Annotated in this window: 13 protein-coding genes; 6 read left to right on the forward strand and 7 right to left on the reverse strand. The window is 66.8% G+C overall.

From position 1 onward, the window contains the following. Positions 1 to 33: 33 nt before the first annotated feature. The 5 genes from lepB to rpoE form a co-directional block, all read right to left on the reverse strand. Positions 34 to 828 carry a signal peptidase I gene (gene lepB / locus HGB51_RS05730; protein WP_070207850.1) on the reverse strand — a complete coding sequence of 265 codons (795 nt, stop codon included), beginning with the start codon at positions 826 to 828 and terminating at the stop codon, positions 34 to 36. 24 nt (positions 829 to 852) lie between these two features. Next, complete coding sequence (gene lepA, locus HGB51_RS05735) at positions 853 to 2643, reverse strand: translation elongation factor 4 (protein ID WP_070207851.1); 1791 nt, start codon at positions 2641 to 2643, stop codon at positions 853 to 855. Positions 2644 to 2760: 117 nt separating this feature from the next. Beyond that, positions 2761 to 4284: a DegQ family serine endoprotease gene (locus HGB51_RS05740; RefSeq protein ID WP_070207852.1), complete on the reverse strand. Its 1524-nt coding sequence runs from the start codon at positions 4282 to 4284 to the stop codon at positions 2761 to 2763. A gap of 64 nt (positions 4285 to 4348) precedes the next feature. Next, positions 4349 to 5155: a sigma-E factor negative regulatory protein gene (locus tag HGB51_RS05745; RefSeq protein ID WP_070207853.1), complete on the reverse strand. Its 807-nt coding sequence runs from the start codon at positions 5153 to 5155 to the stop codon at positions 4349 to 4351. Further along, complete coding sequence (rpoE, locus tag HGB51_RS05750) at positions 5152 to 5772, reverse strand: RNA polymerase sigma factor RpoE (protein ID WP_070207854.1); 621 nt, start codon at positions 5770 to 5772, stop codon at positions 5152 to 5154. The genes HGB51_RS05745 and rpoE overlap by 4 nt, the downstream gene beginning before the upstream one ends. 214 nt (positions 5773 to 5986) lie before the next feature. On the opposite strand from rpoE, the gene HGB51_RS05755 reads away from it, so the two are divergent. The 4 genes from HGB51_RS05755 to HGB51_RS05770 all read left to right on the forward strand — a co-directional run bounded on the left by HGB51_RS05755 (position 5987) and on the right by HGB51_RS05770 (position 10445). Further along, positions 5987 to 8050 carry a 3-hydroxyacyl-CoA dehydrogenase NAD-binding domain-containing protein gene (locus tag HGB51_RS05755; protein WP_070207855.1) on the forward strand — a complete coding sequence of 688 codons (2064 nt, stop codon included), beginning with the start codon at positions 5987 to 5989 and terminating at the stop codon, positions 8048 to 8050. 144 nt (positions 8051 to 8194) lie between these two features. Further along, positions 8195 to 9058 (forward strand): pirin family protein, encoded by an 864-nt coding sequence (locus HGB51_RS05760; RefSeq protein ID WP_070207856.1) that lies wholly within the window; start codon positions 8195 to 8197, stop codon positions 9056 to 9058. Positions 9059 to 9119: 61 nt separating this feature from the next. After that, entirely contained in the window at positions 9120 to 9848 is a 729-nt protein-coding gene (gene aqpZ, locus HGB51_RS05765; protein ID WP_070207857.1) for an aquaporin Z, read from the forward strand. 135 nt (positions 9849 to 9983) lie between these two features. Then, positions 9984 to 10445 carry a hypothetical protein gene (locus tag HGB51_RS05770; protein WP_070207858.1) on the forward strand — a complete coding sequence of 154 codons (462 nt, stop codon included), beginning with the start codon at positions 9984 to 9986 and terminating at the stop codon, positions 10443 to 10445. A 47-nt stretch (positions 10446 to 10492) separates the two neighbouring features. Here the strand turns inward: HGB51_RS05770 and HGB51_RS05775 are convergent, their stop codons facing one another. Further along, the gene (locus tag HGB51_RS05775; RefSeq protein WP_070207859.1) at positions 10493 to 11341 is read right to left on the reverse strand and encodes a pirin family protein; all 849 of its coding nucleotides are present in this window, start codon (positions 11339 to 11341) and stop codon (positions 10493 to 10495) included. A 199-nt stretch (positions 11342 to 11540) separates the two neighbouring features. On the opposite strand from HGB51_RS05775, the gene HGB51_RS05780 reads away from it, so the two are divergent. Together HGB51_RS05780 and HGB51_RS05785 are read left to right on the forward strand one after the other, a co-directional pair. Continuing rightward, complete coding sequence (locus tag HGB51_RS05780) at positions 11541 to 13622, forward strand: carbon starvation CstA family protein (RefSeq protein ID WP_070207860.1); 2082 nt, start codon at positions 11541 to 11543, stop codon at positions 13620 to 13622. Beyond that, entirely contained in the window at positions 13622 to 13846 is a 225-nt protein-coding gene (locus HGB51_RS05785) for a YbdD/YjiX family protein (protein WP_068853636.1), read from the forward strand. The genes HGB51_RS05780 and HGB51_RS05785 overlap by 1 nt, the downstream gene beginning before the upstream one ends. Before the next feature lie 122 nt (positions 13847 to 13968). On the opposite strand, the gene HGB51_RS05790 is transcribed toward HGB51_RS05785, so the two are convergent. Then, positions 13969 to 15219 carry a DUF819 family protein gene (locus tag HGB51_RS05790; protein ID WP_070207861.1) on the reverse strand — a complete coding sequence of 417 codons (1251 nt, stop codon included), beginning with the start codon at positions 15217 to 15219 and terminating at the stop codon, positions 13969 to 13971. Between the last annotated feature and the right edge of the window lie 19 nt (positions 15220 to 15238).

The following is a 15238-nucleotide window of genomic DNA, read 5'->3' on the forward strand; positions in this document are numbered from 1 at the left end:
TGCGATCTCCCCAGATGCGCTTGTGTGAGTGGATCAGTTGATGCCGGTGCCGATCCGGGACGGTTCGAAGCCGTCCTTGCAGAACCAGCCCGAGCAGTTCAGCCAGATCAGGAAGGCCTTGCCGCGGAGATTCTCTTCCGGCAGCAGGCCCCAGAACCGGCCATCGTCACTGTTGTCGCGGTTGTCGCCCATCACCAGGTACTTGCCCGCCGGCACGGTCCACTGGCCCTCGCCCCGCGGGTAATCGGTCTCCAGGATGGTATGGGTGCGGCCCGGCAGGTGCTCCACCAGCAGCGAGGCGCCCTCCCCCTGGCCACGGTGCCCAGCATACAACCCCTTGTTCTCGTACTTCAGGGGGGTGCCGTTGAGGATCACCTGGTCGCCCTGGAAGGCGATCTCGTCACCCGGCACGCCGATGACGCGCTTGATGAAGTTCTCGCCCTTGTTCGGGTCGTTGTCCGAATGGCCCGGGAAGTGGAACACCACCACGTCGCCGCGTGCCGGTTCACCGATCGGCACCACCTTGGCGTTGTTCAGCGGCAGGCGCAGGCCGTAGGCGAACTTGTTGACCAGGATGAAGTCGCCGATGAGCAGGTTGGGCATCATCGAGCTGGACGGGATCTTGTACGGCTCTGCGATGAAACTGCGCACGATCAGCACGATCGCCAGCACCGGGAAGAATGCCCGGGAGTAGTCGACCAGCACCGGCTCGCTGTCGAGCAGGCCGGCCCGCTGGGCGCGGCGCTTTGCGAAGTACAGCTTGTCGGCGAGCAGGATCAGGCCCGACGCCAGGGTCAGTACGACCAGCAGGATCTCAAACAGTTTCATGCAGTGTCCTTGGGAACGGGGGCCTTACTTGTCCATCTGCAGCACGGCCAGGAAGGCTTCCTGCGGAATCTCCACGCGGCCGACCTGCTTCATGCGCTTCTTGCCTTCCTTCTGCTTTTCCAGAAGCTTCTTCTTGCGCGAAACGTCGCCACCATAGCACTTGGCCAGCACGTTCTTGCGCATCGCCTTGACCGTGGTGCGGGAGATGATCTGCGAGCCGACGGCGGCCTGGATGGCCACGTCGAACATCTGCCGCGGGATCAGCTCCTTCATCTTCTCGCACAGCTCGCGGCCGCGCCGGTCGGCGTGGCTGCGGTGCACGATCAGCGACAGCGCGTCGACCTTGTCACCGTTGATCAGCACGTCCACGCGGACGAACGGACCGGCGTCGAAGCGCACGAAGTGGTAGTCCAGCGAGGCATAGCCGCGGCTGACCGACTTGAGCTTGTCGAAGAAGTCCAGCACCACTTCGGCCATCGGCAGCTCATAGCTGATCTGCACCTGGCTGCCCATGTAGTTGATGCCGATCTGGCTGCCGCGCTTTTCCTCGCACAGCTTGATGATGTTGCCGATGTACTCCTCGGGCGTGAGCACGTTGGCGCGGATGATCGGCTCGCGGATCTCGGTCACCATGTTCACCGGCGGCAGCTTGGCCGGGTTGTCCATGTTGATGATCGTGCCGTCGGTCTTGAGCACCTCATAGACCACCGTCGGCGCGGTGCTGATCAGGTCCAGGTTGTACTCGCGCTCCAGGCGCTCCTGCACGATTTCCATGTGCAGCATGCCCAGGAAGCCGCAGCGGAAGCCGAAGCCCATCGCTTCGGAGCTTTCCGGCTCGAAGCGCAGCGCGGCGTCGTTCAGGCGCAGCTTGTCCAGCGCTTCGCGCAGGTCCGGGTAGTCTTCGGCGTCGACCGGGAACAGGCCGGCGAACACGCGCGGCTGCATTTCCTGGAAGCCCGGCAGCGGCTTGGGCGCCGGGTCGGCGGCCAGGGTCAGGGTGTCGCCGACCGGCGCGCCGTGCACGTCCTTGATGCTGGCCGTGACCCAGCCCACCTCGCCCGCGCGCAGGGCCGGCAGCACCTTGCGCTTGGGGGTGAACACGCCGACGTTGTCGACCTGATGGTTGCGGCCGGTGGACATGACCTGCAGCTTGTCGCCGGCCTTGATCTGGCCCTGCATCACGCGCACCAGCGAGACCACGCCCAGGTAGTTGTCGAACCAGGAGTCGATGATCAGCGCCTGCAGCTTGTCGGTGTCGCGCGGAACCGGCGCCGGAATGCGGTGCACGATGGCTTCCAGCACGTCCTGCACGTTCAGGCCGGTCTTGGCGCTGACCGGCACGGCGTCTTCGGCGTCGATGCCGATGACCGCTTCGATCTCGGCCTTGGCGCGCTCGATGTCGGCGGTGGGCAGGTCGATCTTGTTGATCACCGGCACCACTTCCAGGCCCTGCTCCACGGCGGTGTAGCAGTTGGCGACCGACTGCGCTTCCACGCCCTGGGCGGCATCCACCACCAGCAGCGCGCCTTCGCAGGCGGCCAGCGAGCGGCTGACTTCATAGGAGAAGTCGACGTGGCCGGGGGTGTCGATGAAATTCAGATGATAGGTCTGGCCATCTTTGGCCACGTACGGCAGCGACACCGACTGGGCCTTGATGGTGATGCCGCGCTCGCGCTCGATCGGGTTCGAGTCGAGCACCTGGGCCTCCATTTCGCGGGCCTGCAGGCCGCCGCAAAGCTGGATGATGCGATCGGCCAGCGTCGACTTGCCATGGTCGACATGGGCAATGATGGAGAAGTTGCGGATATTCCGCATCGAATCAGAGGACATAGGTGGCGGCGGCGCGGCGCGTCGTCAGGGTAACGGGTGATTATCGCACGGAAACGACCGGGCCCGCCGAAGCGGGCCCGGAAACGCAGCGGTGGCGGGGACTTACTCCCCGGTGCGGACCGCCACGAAGGCGGTGTTGCCGCTGGCACGGACCAGCAGCATCACCACGTCGCCCTTCTTGTAGCCGGCCAGCGCCTTGTTCAGCGCGGCCACGTTGCCGACCGGGGTGCGGCCGACCTGCAGCACCACCATGCCCGGGGACAGGCGGGCGTCACGCGCCGCCTGGCCCTTCACGCCGGTGATGCGCACGCCCTCGCCCGCGTCCAGGCCCAGCTGCTGGCGCTGCGGCGCGGTCAGGTCGGCCACGTCCAGGCCCAGCAGGGCGTTGGCACCGGTCTGCGGCGCCGCATCCGGCGCGGCCGGGGCGGCGGCGCCGCGCTCGGCGTCTTCGGCCAGCTCGGTCAGGGTCGCGGTGATTTCGCGCTCGCGGCCGTCACGCAGCACGTTCAGGCGGACCTTGCTGCCCGGCGCCTGGGCGCCGATCAGCGGCGGCAAGTCGCTGAAGGTGTTGATCGGCGTGCCGTTGACCGAACGGATCACGTCACCGACTTCCAGCCCGGACTTGGCGGCAGCGCTGCCCGGAACCAGTTCGTTGACCAGCGCACCACGGCTGTCGGGCAGGTTGAAGCCCTGCGCCACGTCGCCGGTGATGGCGCCGACCACCGCGCCCAGCTGGCCGCGGCTGACCCGGCCGTTCTTCTTGATCTGCTCGACCGCGCCCATGGCCAGGTCGATCGGGATCGCGAAGCTGATCCCCATGTAGCCGCCCGAGGCGGAGAAGATCTGCGAATTGATGCCGACCACTTCACCACGGGTATTCAGCAGCGGACCGCCGGAATTGCCCTGGTTGATCGCCACGTCGGTCTGGATGAACGGCACGTAGCGCTGGTCCTGGCCGCCGGTGCTGCGCCCGACCGCACTGACCACGCCGGCGGTGACCGAGTGGTCCAGGCCGAACGGCGAGCCGATTGCGACAACCCACTGGCCCGGCTTGAGCGTATTGGAATCGCCCACCCGCACGGTCGGCAGGTTTTTCGCGTCGATCTTGAGCAGGGCCACGTCGTACTGCTGGTCGCTGCCCACCACCTTGGCGGTGAATTCGCGGCGGTCGCCCAGCTTGACCTTCACCTCACCGGCGTCGGCCACCACGTGGTGGTTGGTCAGCACGTAGCCGTCGGGCGAGATGATGAAGCCCGAGCCCATGCCACGGCCGCGGATGCTGGGACCTTGGTCATCGCCGCCACCGGGCTGGCCCGGCATCTGGAAGTCCGGGCCGAAGAAGCGGCGGAAGAATTCCGGCATCTCGTCATCGCCCGGGCCCGCAGGGCCACGTGCCTGGCGGTTGCTGCGCACGATGGTGGTTTCGATGTTGACCACGCCGGGGCCGACCTGTTCGACCAGGTTGGTGAAATCGGGCAGCCCGCTGACCAGCGGCGCGGCCGGCGCACGCGGCGCGGCCGTGGCCTGGGCGGCGGGTGCGGCCGGGGACGGCGACTGCGCGCAGGCCACCAGCGGCAGGGTGATGGCCAGCAGGGCCAGGGCATGCGTACGGATACGGGCGGTCATCAGACTCGAACCTCCGGGTCAGGGGTATCAGGGGGAGAGGGAAGCAACAGGGCGTGCAGCAGGCTCAATCGGCGCCGTCATCCTGCAGGCGCGGTTCGAACGGATAGAACGCGGCCGGCGGCTGCTGGGTGCGGAAGCTGGCGTTGATCGCGCCATTGTCGCCCAGGGTCGAACGCGGCCACGGCCGGGCCTGCAGGCTGCTGACATCGCCAAACGGCAGGGCGCGTGCCGACGCCGCCGGGACGGTCGGCGCCAGCGGCGCCTGGCTGGCCACGGCCCGCACCGGCTCGGCGACACGGCTGGCCACGCCACGCGCGGCCTGCTGGGTACGGGTGGAGCTGTTGCGGCGCGCGGTGGCGGCAGCGGCAGGCACGGCGGCCACGGCCAAGGCGGCGTCTGCCACGGCGGTCGGTGCCGCAGGCGCACGCGGGGTGGGCGGCGGCAGCTGGGCCTGGCTGGCGATGATGGTGGTTGGCTGATCCGGCGCGGTCTGGCCGGGCAGCTGCTCGCGGGTCACGAACAGGGCAATGGCGGCAACCGAGGCAGCCAGTGCGGCACCGCCGCCCAGGCGCAGCCAGCCGCTGCGGCGCGCGCGCGCCACCGGCGCGGCCGGCACGACGGCCGGTCGCGGCTCGGCGCTCACGGCTGCCTGGATGCGGTCGGCGAAATCGGCCGGGGCCGGCGCGCAGGCCTGGCCGCGCAGCACGTCGCCCAGCAGCTGCCAGCGTTCCTGGCAGCCAGAAAGGTCTTCGTCGTGTTCCAGCCGGCGCAGCAGGAAGCGGGCTTCCTCCAGCGGCAGCTCACCGTCGACCAGCGCCGACAGCTGCTGGCGGTGGTGGGCGTCGAATTTGTCTGGCAGTTGATTGCTCATGCGCGGCTCTTTTCGCGGGTGGCGCTGCCGATATCCAGCAGCGGCCGAAGTTCAGTGTCGATCGCCTCGCGGGCGCGGAAGATCCGCGAACGCACGGTGCCGATCGGGCACCCCATCTTCTGCGCGATGTCTTCGTAACTCAGGCCTTCCACCTCGCGCAGGGTGATGGCCGATCGCAGTTCTTCCGGCAGCGCGGCCACCGCCTTCATCACCGTGTTCTCCAGTTCCTGGCGCATCAGCTCACGCTCGGGCGTGTCGGTGTCGCGCAGGCGGGTGCCGCTGTCGAACTGCTCGGCGTCACCGATTTCAATGTCATCGGTGGGCGGGCGGCGGTTGTGGGCGGCAAGGTGGTTCTTGGCAGTATTCACGGCGATCCGGTGCAACCAGGTATAGAACTGGGCGTCTCCACGGAAACTGTTGATCGCGCGGTAGGCGCGAACGAACGTGTCCTGGGCGACGTCCTGACATTCACTCCAGTCGGCGATGTAGCGCCCGATCAATGCGACGATCCGATGCTGGTACTTGCGCACCAGTACATCGAACGCCGCACTTTCGCCGCGCTGCACGCGCCGGACCAGCTCCAGGTCCAGCTCCTGTGGTGTTTCGACCTCGGCCATTGGGGGCCGCACTCCTGTCAGCCCAACCGACGTCGGGCAATGAGACTGCCAATCCCGGGAAAAGTTCAGCGCCCATCCGTGAACGCCGCACCAGCTTTTAACTACGGTTCCGTTAAGGTTCCCTCCCTCCCCCCAGCTATAGGGATTTGACGGGGAGGAAACAACCTCTGGATCATAGCCCCCTTCTCCATACACAACCGGATGGAACGTCCCCATGCTCTCAGGCTTCGATGGGCTCCGCTTCTCACATTGGCACCCCGAGATCCGTGACGATGGTGTCGTGGTGCTCAGCCTCGACCGCCAGGACAGCAGCGTCAATGCGATGTCGCAGGACGTGCTGCTGGAACTGGGCGACCTGGTCGAACGCCTGGCGCTGGATCCGCCCAAGGCGGTGGTGGTGCAGTCGGTCAAGCCGGCCGGGTTCATCGCCGGGGCCGACCTGAAGGAATTCCAGGAGTTCGACCGCCGCGGCACCGTCAATGACGCGATCCGCCGTGGCCAGACCACCTACCAGAAGCTGGCCGAGCTGCCCTGCCCGACCGTGGCCGCCATCCACGGCCACTGCCTGGGCGGCGGTACCGAGCTGGCCCTGGCCTGCCGCTACCGCGTGGCCTCCAACGACCCCTCCACCCGGATCGGCCTGCCCGAAACCCAGCTGGGCATCTTCCCGGGCTGGGGCGGCAGCGCGCGCCTGCCGCAGCTGCTCGGCGCCCCGGCGGCGATGGACATGATGCTGACCGGCCGCAACCTGTCGGCATCGGCCGCCCGCAATATCGGCCTGGTCGACAAGGTGGTGGCCCCGGCGGTGCTGCTCGACACCGCCGTGGCGCTGGCCCTGGCCGGCACCACCCGCCCGTTCAAGCAGCGCCTGACCGCGTGGGCCACCAACACCTGGCTGGCGCGCAAGCTGCTGGCGCCGCAGATGGCCAAGCAGGTCGCGCGCAAGGCGAAGAAGGAGCACTACCCCGCCCCCTACGCGCTGATCAACACCTGGGCGCGCACCGGCGGCAGCGGCATCCAGGCCCGCCTGGACGCCGAGCGCCGCGCCGTGGTCAAGCTGGCCGGCACCCCGACCGCACGCAACCTGATCCGCATCTTCTTCCTGACCGAACGCCTGAAGGCGCTGGGCGGCAAGGACCATGGCATCCGCCACGTGCACGTGGTCGGCGCCGGCGTGATGGGCGGCGACATTGCGGCCTGGTCGGCCTACAAGGGCTTCGAGGTCACCCTGCAGGACCGCGAGCAGCGCTTCATCGACCCGGCCATGGAACGCGCGCAGGCGCTGTTCGCCAGGAAGGTGCGCGATGAGTCCAAGCGCCCCGCAGTGGCCGCACGGCTCAAGGCCGACCTGGCCGGTGACGGCGTGGCCGTGGCCGACCTGGTGATCGAAGCGATCATCGAGGATGCCGAGGCCAAGCGCGGTCTGTACCAGACGCTGGAGCCGAAGATGAAGGCCGACGCGCTGCTGACCACCAACACATCCTCGATCCCGCTGGTGGAACTGCGCGACCACATCCAGCGTCCGGCCCAGTTCGCCGGCCTGCACTACTTCAACCCGGTCGCGCAGATGCCGCTGGTGGAAATCATCCACCACGACGGCATGGCGCCGGAGACCGAGCGCCGCCTGGCCTCGTTCTGCAAGGCGCTGGGCAAGTTCCCGGTGCCGGTCGCCGGCACCCCCGGCTTCCTGGTCAACCGCGTGCTGTTCCCGTACATGCTGGAAGCGGCGACCGCGTATGCCGAAGGCATTCCCGGCCCGGTGATCGACAAGACCGCGGTGAAGTTCGGCATGCCGATGGGCCCGATCGAACTGCTCGACACGGTGGGCCTGGACGTGGCGGCCGGTGTCGGCAAGGAGCTGGCACCGTTCCTTGGCCTGCAGATTCCAGCCGCACTCCAGACCGTTGAACAGGGCAAGCGCGGCAAGAAGGACGGCCAAGGCATCTACAAGTGGGACAACGGCCGCGCGCAGAAGCCGGACGTGCCGGCCAACTACCAGGCGCCGGACGACCGGGAAGACCGCCTGATCCTGCCGCTGCTCAACGAAGCGGTGGCCTGCCTGCACGACGGCGTGGTCAGCGACGCCGACCTGCTGGATGCGGGCGTGATCTTCGGCACCGGCTTCGCGCCGTTCCGGGGTGGTCCGATCCAGTACATCCGCGCCACCGGCGCCGATGTACTGGTGGAGCGCCTGAAGGTGCTGCAGCAGCGCCATGGCGACCGCTTCGCACCGCGCCCGGGTTGGGACGCGCCGGTGCTGCGCGAACCGGTGATCTGATCGAAACCACGACAACGCCACCGCACGGTGGCGTTGTTGTTTCCGGGTACCGCAAACGAAACACCCTGTTACCCGAACGGGCCATGCACCGCCGTGGGTCGCGTGCCATCCTTGCGGCCTGTCCCCGCCAGCGAGAAAGCCCGCATGACGACCATCATCGCCCCGCGCGTCCATGACATCGGCGGCCTGGAAGTGCGCCGCGCCGTGCCCAGCATCCAGGCGCGCAGCATTGGCCCGTTCGTGTTCGTCGACCAGATGGGCCCGGCGGTGATGGCGCCCGGCACCGGCATCGACGTCCGCCCGCATCCGCATATCGGGCTGGCCACCGTGACCTTCCTGTGGTCCGGCGCCATCGGCCATCGCGACACGCTCGGCTCGGACCAGGTGATCCGCCCCGGCGATGTCAACTGGATGACCGCCGGGCGCGGCATCGCGCACTCCGAGCGCACGCCGCCGGTGGAACGCGAACACGACCACCCGGTGCATGGCATGCAGACCTGGGTGGCGCTGCCGAAAAGCCATGAAGAAACCGATCCCGGTTTCTTCCATCACAGCGCAGCCACCCTGCCGCAGCAGCGTCGCGATGGTGCCTGGCTGCGCGTCATCGCCGGCCGCGCCTACGGCGAAGAATCACCGGTGAAGGTGTTCACCGACACCCTCAACGTCGCCATCGACCTGGACGCCGGCGCCGAACTCGACCTGGACACCGGTCATAAGGAACGGGCGCTCTACATCCTCGAAGGCGACGCACAGCTGGATGGCGTCGACCTGCCTGCACAGCACCTGGTCATCCCCGAATTCAACGCACGTGGCCGCCTGCGTGCCAAGACGCCGTTGAAGGCCATGCTGCTCGGTGGTGAACCCCTGGATGGACCGCGCCACCTCTGGTGGAACTTCGTGTCCAGCTCGAAGGAACGCATCGAACAGGCCAAGCACGACTGGGAATCCGGACGGTTCGGCACCATCCCCGGCGACGACAAGGAATTCATTCCACTGCCGGAGCGTTGAGCGCACGCCGCATTGTCCGATTTCCGCCGTGTTCCCCCTTGGACACTCGTGGAGATCCTCAATGAGCATGGGCAAGCGCGTGGTTGCCGAATTCCTCGGCACGTTCTGGCTGGTGTTGGGCGGCTGTGGCAGCGCCGTCCTCGCCGCGCACTTCGGCGGCGATGGCAATCCGCTCGGTATCGGTTTCCTTGGCGTTGCACTGGCGTTCGGCCTGACCGTACTGACCGGTGCGTACGCGTTCGGCCACATCTCCGGCGCCCACTTCAATCCGGCAGTGAGTGTCGGGCTCTGGGCCGGCGGCCGCTTCCCCGCCCGCGACCTGCTGCCGTACATCGTGGCCCAGGTGCTGGGCGGCCTGCTGGCCGCGTTCATCCTGCTGCAGATCGCCTCCGGCGCGCCCGGTTTCCAGATCGACGGCAGCCAGGCCGGCGCGTTCGCCAGCAACGGCTACGGTGCGCTGTCGCCCGGCGGGTACAGCGTGGCCGCGGCGTTCCTGTGCGAAGTGGTGCTCACCGCCATGTTCCTGGTGGTGATCATGGGCGCCACCCATGGCCGGGCCCCGGCCGGGTTCGCACCGCTCGCGATCGGCCTGGCCCTGACCCTGATCCACCTGATCAGCATCCCGGTTACCAATACCTCGGTGAACCCGGCCCGCTCCACTGCGGTGGCGGTGTTCGCCGGCAGCGGCGCGCTCGGGCAACTGTGGCTGTTCTGGCTGGCGCCGCTGCTGGGCGGGCTGATCGGCGGGATCGTCTACAAGTGGATCGGGGCCGAGCCGTCACCTCGCTAACCGGCTTCAGATTCATTTGAAACGGTTATTTGAAGATCCAGTCACATTCCGTTAAGGTCAAAATCACCAGGCCGTCACCCGGCGGGCGTCATCGCCCCGCCGGGGACGGCTGGGCCAATTCATACGGGGGAACGCATGAAGATCCTGCACGCCTTGGTTGTTCTGGGGCTGTCACTTGCTGCCGGCAATGCGTCGGCGCAGTCGGCGGCGAAATGTCCTGCGCTGCCCGCCGACAGCAACCTGCAATGGCAGGAAACCGCGCAAAGCACCTATGTGCTGTGCAAGGCGGTCGACGCAGGTGGCCGCGAGGTCATGACCTTGATGCTGACCGGACGCGACCCGGATATTCCGCTGGCCCGCACCCTTCGCCAGGAAAAGGGCGGCTTCGCCGGTGAATCGCTGTACTGGTACAAGCCCGACCTGGGCGGCCAGGAGCCACCGGGCTATGCCACGCGACGCATGACCGTGGTGAAGTTCGACAAGAACCAGTACGCGCAGATTTCGCTGTATCCGGGCGATGCCAGCGAGCTGCGTTCGCTGCAGTTGATGTCGCAGGGCATGAACCTCAATCCGTCCGCGGTCGCTGCGGAGCGGTGACGACATCGGGGATGCAGCATGCATCCCCGACGACGCTGTCGAACGGTTTAGAAGCGGCCTTCCTGGAAATCCACGAAGGCCTGCATCAGTTCCTGCTTCGTGTTCATCACGAACGGTCCGTGACGCATGACCGGTTCGCGCAGCGGACGCCCCGCGACCAGGATCAGGCGCGCGCCGTGTGCGCCTGCGCGCAGCTGCAACAGCTCGCCGCCACCAAGCACGGCCATGTCCTGCCGGCCGACCGGGCGGGCGTCGTCGCCCTCGCCCACCACCAGGTCGCCTTCGAACACATAGGCAAACGCGTTGTGACCTTCGGGCAGCAGGTAGTCCCAGCCGCTTCCGGCGGCGAGTTCAACATCCAGGTACAGCGGGTCGGTGGCCGGCTGCACGATCGGCCCGACGGTGTCGCCGACCTGACCGGCAATGACCTTGACCTGCACGCCCGGCGCCGGCTGCACCACCGGAATGCGGTCGGGGGCGAATTCCTGGTACTTCGGGTCGGTCATCTTGTCGCGCGCGGGCAGGTTCACCCAAAGCTGGAAGCCGCGCATCTGGCCGGACTCCTGCTCGGGCATCTCCGAATGCACCAGGCCGCGGCCGGCGGTCATCCACTGCACGCTGCCTGGGGTCAGCAGGCCTTCGTTGCCATGGTTGTCCTTGTGGCGCATGCGGCCGTCGAGCATGTAGGTGACGGTCTCGAAGCCACGGTGCGGGTGGCTGGGGAAGCCGGCGATATAGTCCTCGGCACGGTCGGTGCCGAATTCGTCCAGCAGCAGGAACGGGTCCAGGTCGGGCAGCGAGGGGCCGCCGATCACGCGGGTCAGGCGCACGCCGGCGCCGTCGGACGTGGGCATGCCGCGGATGGTGCGCTGCACGCGTGCGGGGGAGGTGCTCATGATGGCTCCGACAAGAGGATACTGGGTACAAGATGGGCGCAGCCCTGGACGGCGCCAACCGTCACGCCCGCAACCGATCGTTCCAACGGTGGGGATTCAAGTCTACGACCAAAGTACTAGCGGCAAGCCTCCGCGCGCGCATTGACCCGGTCACCGCGAGGGCGGACCCTTAACGAGTTCTTCAGGGAGACGCAATCTCATGAAAGGTTTGTCGAAATTGGGTTGGGCGGCGCTGGCGCTGCTTGGCGCATTCTGTCTGGGCACCGTCGCGCTGCGGCGGGGCGAACAGATCAATGCGCTGTGGATCGTGGTGGCCGCAGTCTCCATCTATCTGATCGCATATCGCTTCTACAGCCTGTTCATCGCCGACAAGGTGATGCAGCTGGATCCGACCCGGGCCACGCCTGCGGTGTTGAACAACGATGGCCTGGATTACGTGCCGACCAACAAGCACGTGCTGTTCGGCCACCACTTCGCGGCGATTGCCGGTGCAGGCCCGCTGGTCGGTCCCGTGCTGGCGGCGCAGATGGGCTACCTACCGGGCCTGTTGTGGCTGGTGGTCGGCGTGGTGCTGGCCGGCGCGGTGCAGGACTTCATGGTGCTGTTCATTTCCAGCCGCCGCAACGGGCGTTCGCTGGGTGACCTGGTGCGTGAGGAAATGGGCCAGGTGCCCGGGACGATCGCGCTGTTCGGTGCGTTCCTGATCATGATCATCATCCTGGCGGTGCTGGCGATGGTGGTGGTGAAGGCGCTGGCGGAAAGTCCGTGGGGCATGTTCACGGTGATTGCGACGATGCCGATCGCGATCCTGATGGGCGTGTACATGCGCTACATCCGGCCGGGCAAGATCGGCGAGATCTCGGTGGTGGGGTTGATCCTGCTGCTGCTGGCGATCTGGTACGGCGGTCGCGTGGCGGCGGACCCGGTCTGGGGCCCGGCGTTCACGTTCACGGGGGTGCAGATCACGTGGATGCTGATCGGGTACGGGTTCGTGGCGTCGGTGCTGCCGGTGTGGCTGCTGCTGGCCCCGCGCGATTACCTGTCGACGTTCCTGAAGATCGGTACGATCGTGGCGCTGGCAATCGGCATCCTGATCGTGATGCCGGAGCTGAAGATGCCGGCGCTGACGCAGTTCGCGGCGAGCGGTGATGGTCCGGTGTGGAAGGGCGGGATGTTCCCGTTCCTGTTCATCACCATTGCGTGTGGTGCGGTGTCGGGCTTCCATGCGCTGATCGCGTCGGGTACGACGCCGAAGCTGCTGGCCAATGAGCGCCACATGCGCTACATCGGCTACGGCGGCATGCTGATGGAGTCGTTCGTGGCGGTGATGGCGCTGGTGGCGGCGTCGATCATCGATCCGGGCATCTACTTTGCGATGAACAGCCCGGCAGCGGTGATCGGTGCGGACGCGGTGTCGGCGGCGCATTACATCACCACTACGTGGGGCTTCACGATCACGCCGGAGCAGCTGGAAGCTACGGCACTGGCGATTGGTGAGCCGACGATCCTGCACCGTGCGGGTGGTGCGCCGACGCTGGCGGTGGGTATCGCGCAGATCCTGCACCAGGCGATTCCGAGCGGCAGCAACGCGATGATGGCCTTCTGGTACCACTTCGCGATCCTGTTCGAGGCACTGTTCATCCTGACGGCGGTGGACGCGGGTACGCGTGCGGGCCGGTTCATGCTGCAGGACCTGCTGGGCAACTTCATTCCGGCGCTGAAGAAGACGGAGTCGTGGACGGCGAACATCATCGCGACGGCGGGCTGCGTGGCGCTGTGGGGCTACCTGCTGTACACGGGCGTGGTGGATCCGTTCGGTGGCATCCAGACGTTGTGGCCGCTGTTCGGCATTTCGAACCAGATGCTGGCGGGTATCGCGCTGATGCTGGGTACGGTGGTGCTGTTCAAGATGAAGCGCGACCGCTATGCGTGGGTGACGGCGGTGCCGGCGGTGTGGCTGCTGATCTGCACGACGTATGCGGGTCTGATCAAGATCTTCGACAGCAATCCGGCGCAGGGTTTCCTGGCGCAGGCGCACAAGTACCAGGATGCGATTGCGAGCGGGACGATCACGGCGCCGGCGAAGACGGTGGGTCAGATGCAGCAGATCGTGGTGAACGCGTACGTGAACACGGGCCTGACGGTGCTGTTCCTGTTCGTGGTGTTCGCGATCCTGGCGTATGCGATCAAGACGATCGTGGTGGCGCGTCGTTCGCCGCAGCGTACGGACCGTGAGACGGAGTACGTGGCGCTGCAGCCGCACCAGATGGCGGACCTGTGATGAGTACGGGTCTGGTTCCGGTCGGGCAGTACCAGGCGCACCGCCGGATCTGGCGGCGCCTGGTGCAGACGGCACGGCTGTGCTGTGGCATTCCCGACTACGACAACTATGTGCGGCACGTGCTGGAGAAGCATCCGGACCGCACGCCGATGGACTACAAGACGTTCTTCCGGGAGCGTCAGGAGGCTCGGTACGGTGGTCGCAACGGTGGTCGTTGTTGCTGACTGTTTTTTGATTTGATTTGTTGAAGCGAAAAGGCGGCGCCGTTGGCGCCGCCTTTTCTTTTGGCTCTGTCTTTTTATCGGTTTTGGGCGGGGCGGGGATGGAACGTAGGGCAAATGCGCGCTTACGCGCCGGCCATCCACTTCAAAATCAAACCTGTCACGTACGCGAGGCCGGTGCCGGTTGCGTACCCGACCGTGCCCAACAAGACCCCTACTGGCGCGAGGCTTGGGTGGAATGCGGCTGCTACCACCGGCGCCGATGCGGCTGCGCCGATGTTGCCCATTGAGCCGATGCCGAAGAAGAACAGCGGCGCTCTTACCAGTTTGGCCACGATCCACAGCACCAGGATGTGGGTGAGCATCCAGATCACGCCGAGCAGGAACAGCCAGGGGCGGTCGAGCAGCGAGAGCAGGTTCATCTGCATGCCGATGCAGGCGATCAGGAAGTAGAGGAACACGGTGCCAAGGCGTGAGGCGCCGGCGGATTCGAGCCGGCGTGCGCGGGTGAAGCTGAGGCCGAGGCCCAGCAGGGTGGAGAGCAGGACGACCCAGACGAAGGCGCTGTCGAGGCTGAACTGGCTGGCCCAGCTGATGTTGGTTTTGAACCAGGCGCTCAGGGGTGCGGCGATGGCGTGGGCGAGGCCCACTCCGCCGAGGGCGACGCCGACGATCAGCATGAGATCGGTGAGGCTGGGAATGCGGGCGTTCTGGGCCTCGTAGGCGCTGATGCGCGCTTTCATTTCGTCGATGGCGCGGGTGTCGGCGCCGTTGCGCGTGTCGATCTGGGTGGCGCGGTTGGCGAGGAACAGGAGGACGGCCATCCACAGGCTGGCGCAGGCGACGTCGACGACGGCGAACTGGCCGAAGGTGGTGGCGTCAGTGCCGAACACTTCGCGCATGGCAACCATGTTGGCGCCGCCGCCGATCCAGCTGCCAGCGAGGGCGGCCATGCCGGCCCAGGTGTCGCCGGCCACGGTTTCGGGGTGGATCCAGGACATGAGCTGGAAGGACACCACGGCGCCGAGCATGATGCCGAAGGTACCGGCGCAGAACACGATGAGCAGTTTGGGGCCGAGTTTGAGGATGCCCTTGAGGTCGATCGAGAGGGTCAGCAGCACCAGGGCGGCGGGCAGCAGGACGTCGCGGGCGATGGGGTTGTAGAGGGCGGTGTTGTGGCCGTCGATCAGGCCGGCGGTGTTGTAGATGGCCGGGATGAAGTAGCACAGCAGCAGTGCGGGCACCCAGGCGAAGATCTTTTTCAGCAGCGGGGTCGGGCCGCTGGCGGCCCAGAAGATGAGGGCCAGGGTGGCGGCGATGAGGCCAAGGCCAACGATGTCGTTGGTGATGAGCGCGGTACTCGGTTCGGTCGGCATGGGGTCCTCTGTCGATCGA

This window comes from Stenotrophomonas bentonitica (assembly GCF_013185915.1).
Taxonomy (GTDB): domain Bacteria; phylum Pseudomonadota; class Gammaproteobacteria; order Xanthomonadales; family Xanthomonadaceae; genus Stenotrophomonas; species Stenotrophomonas bentonitica.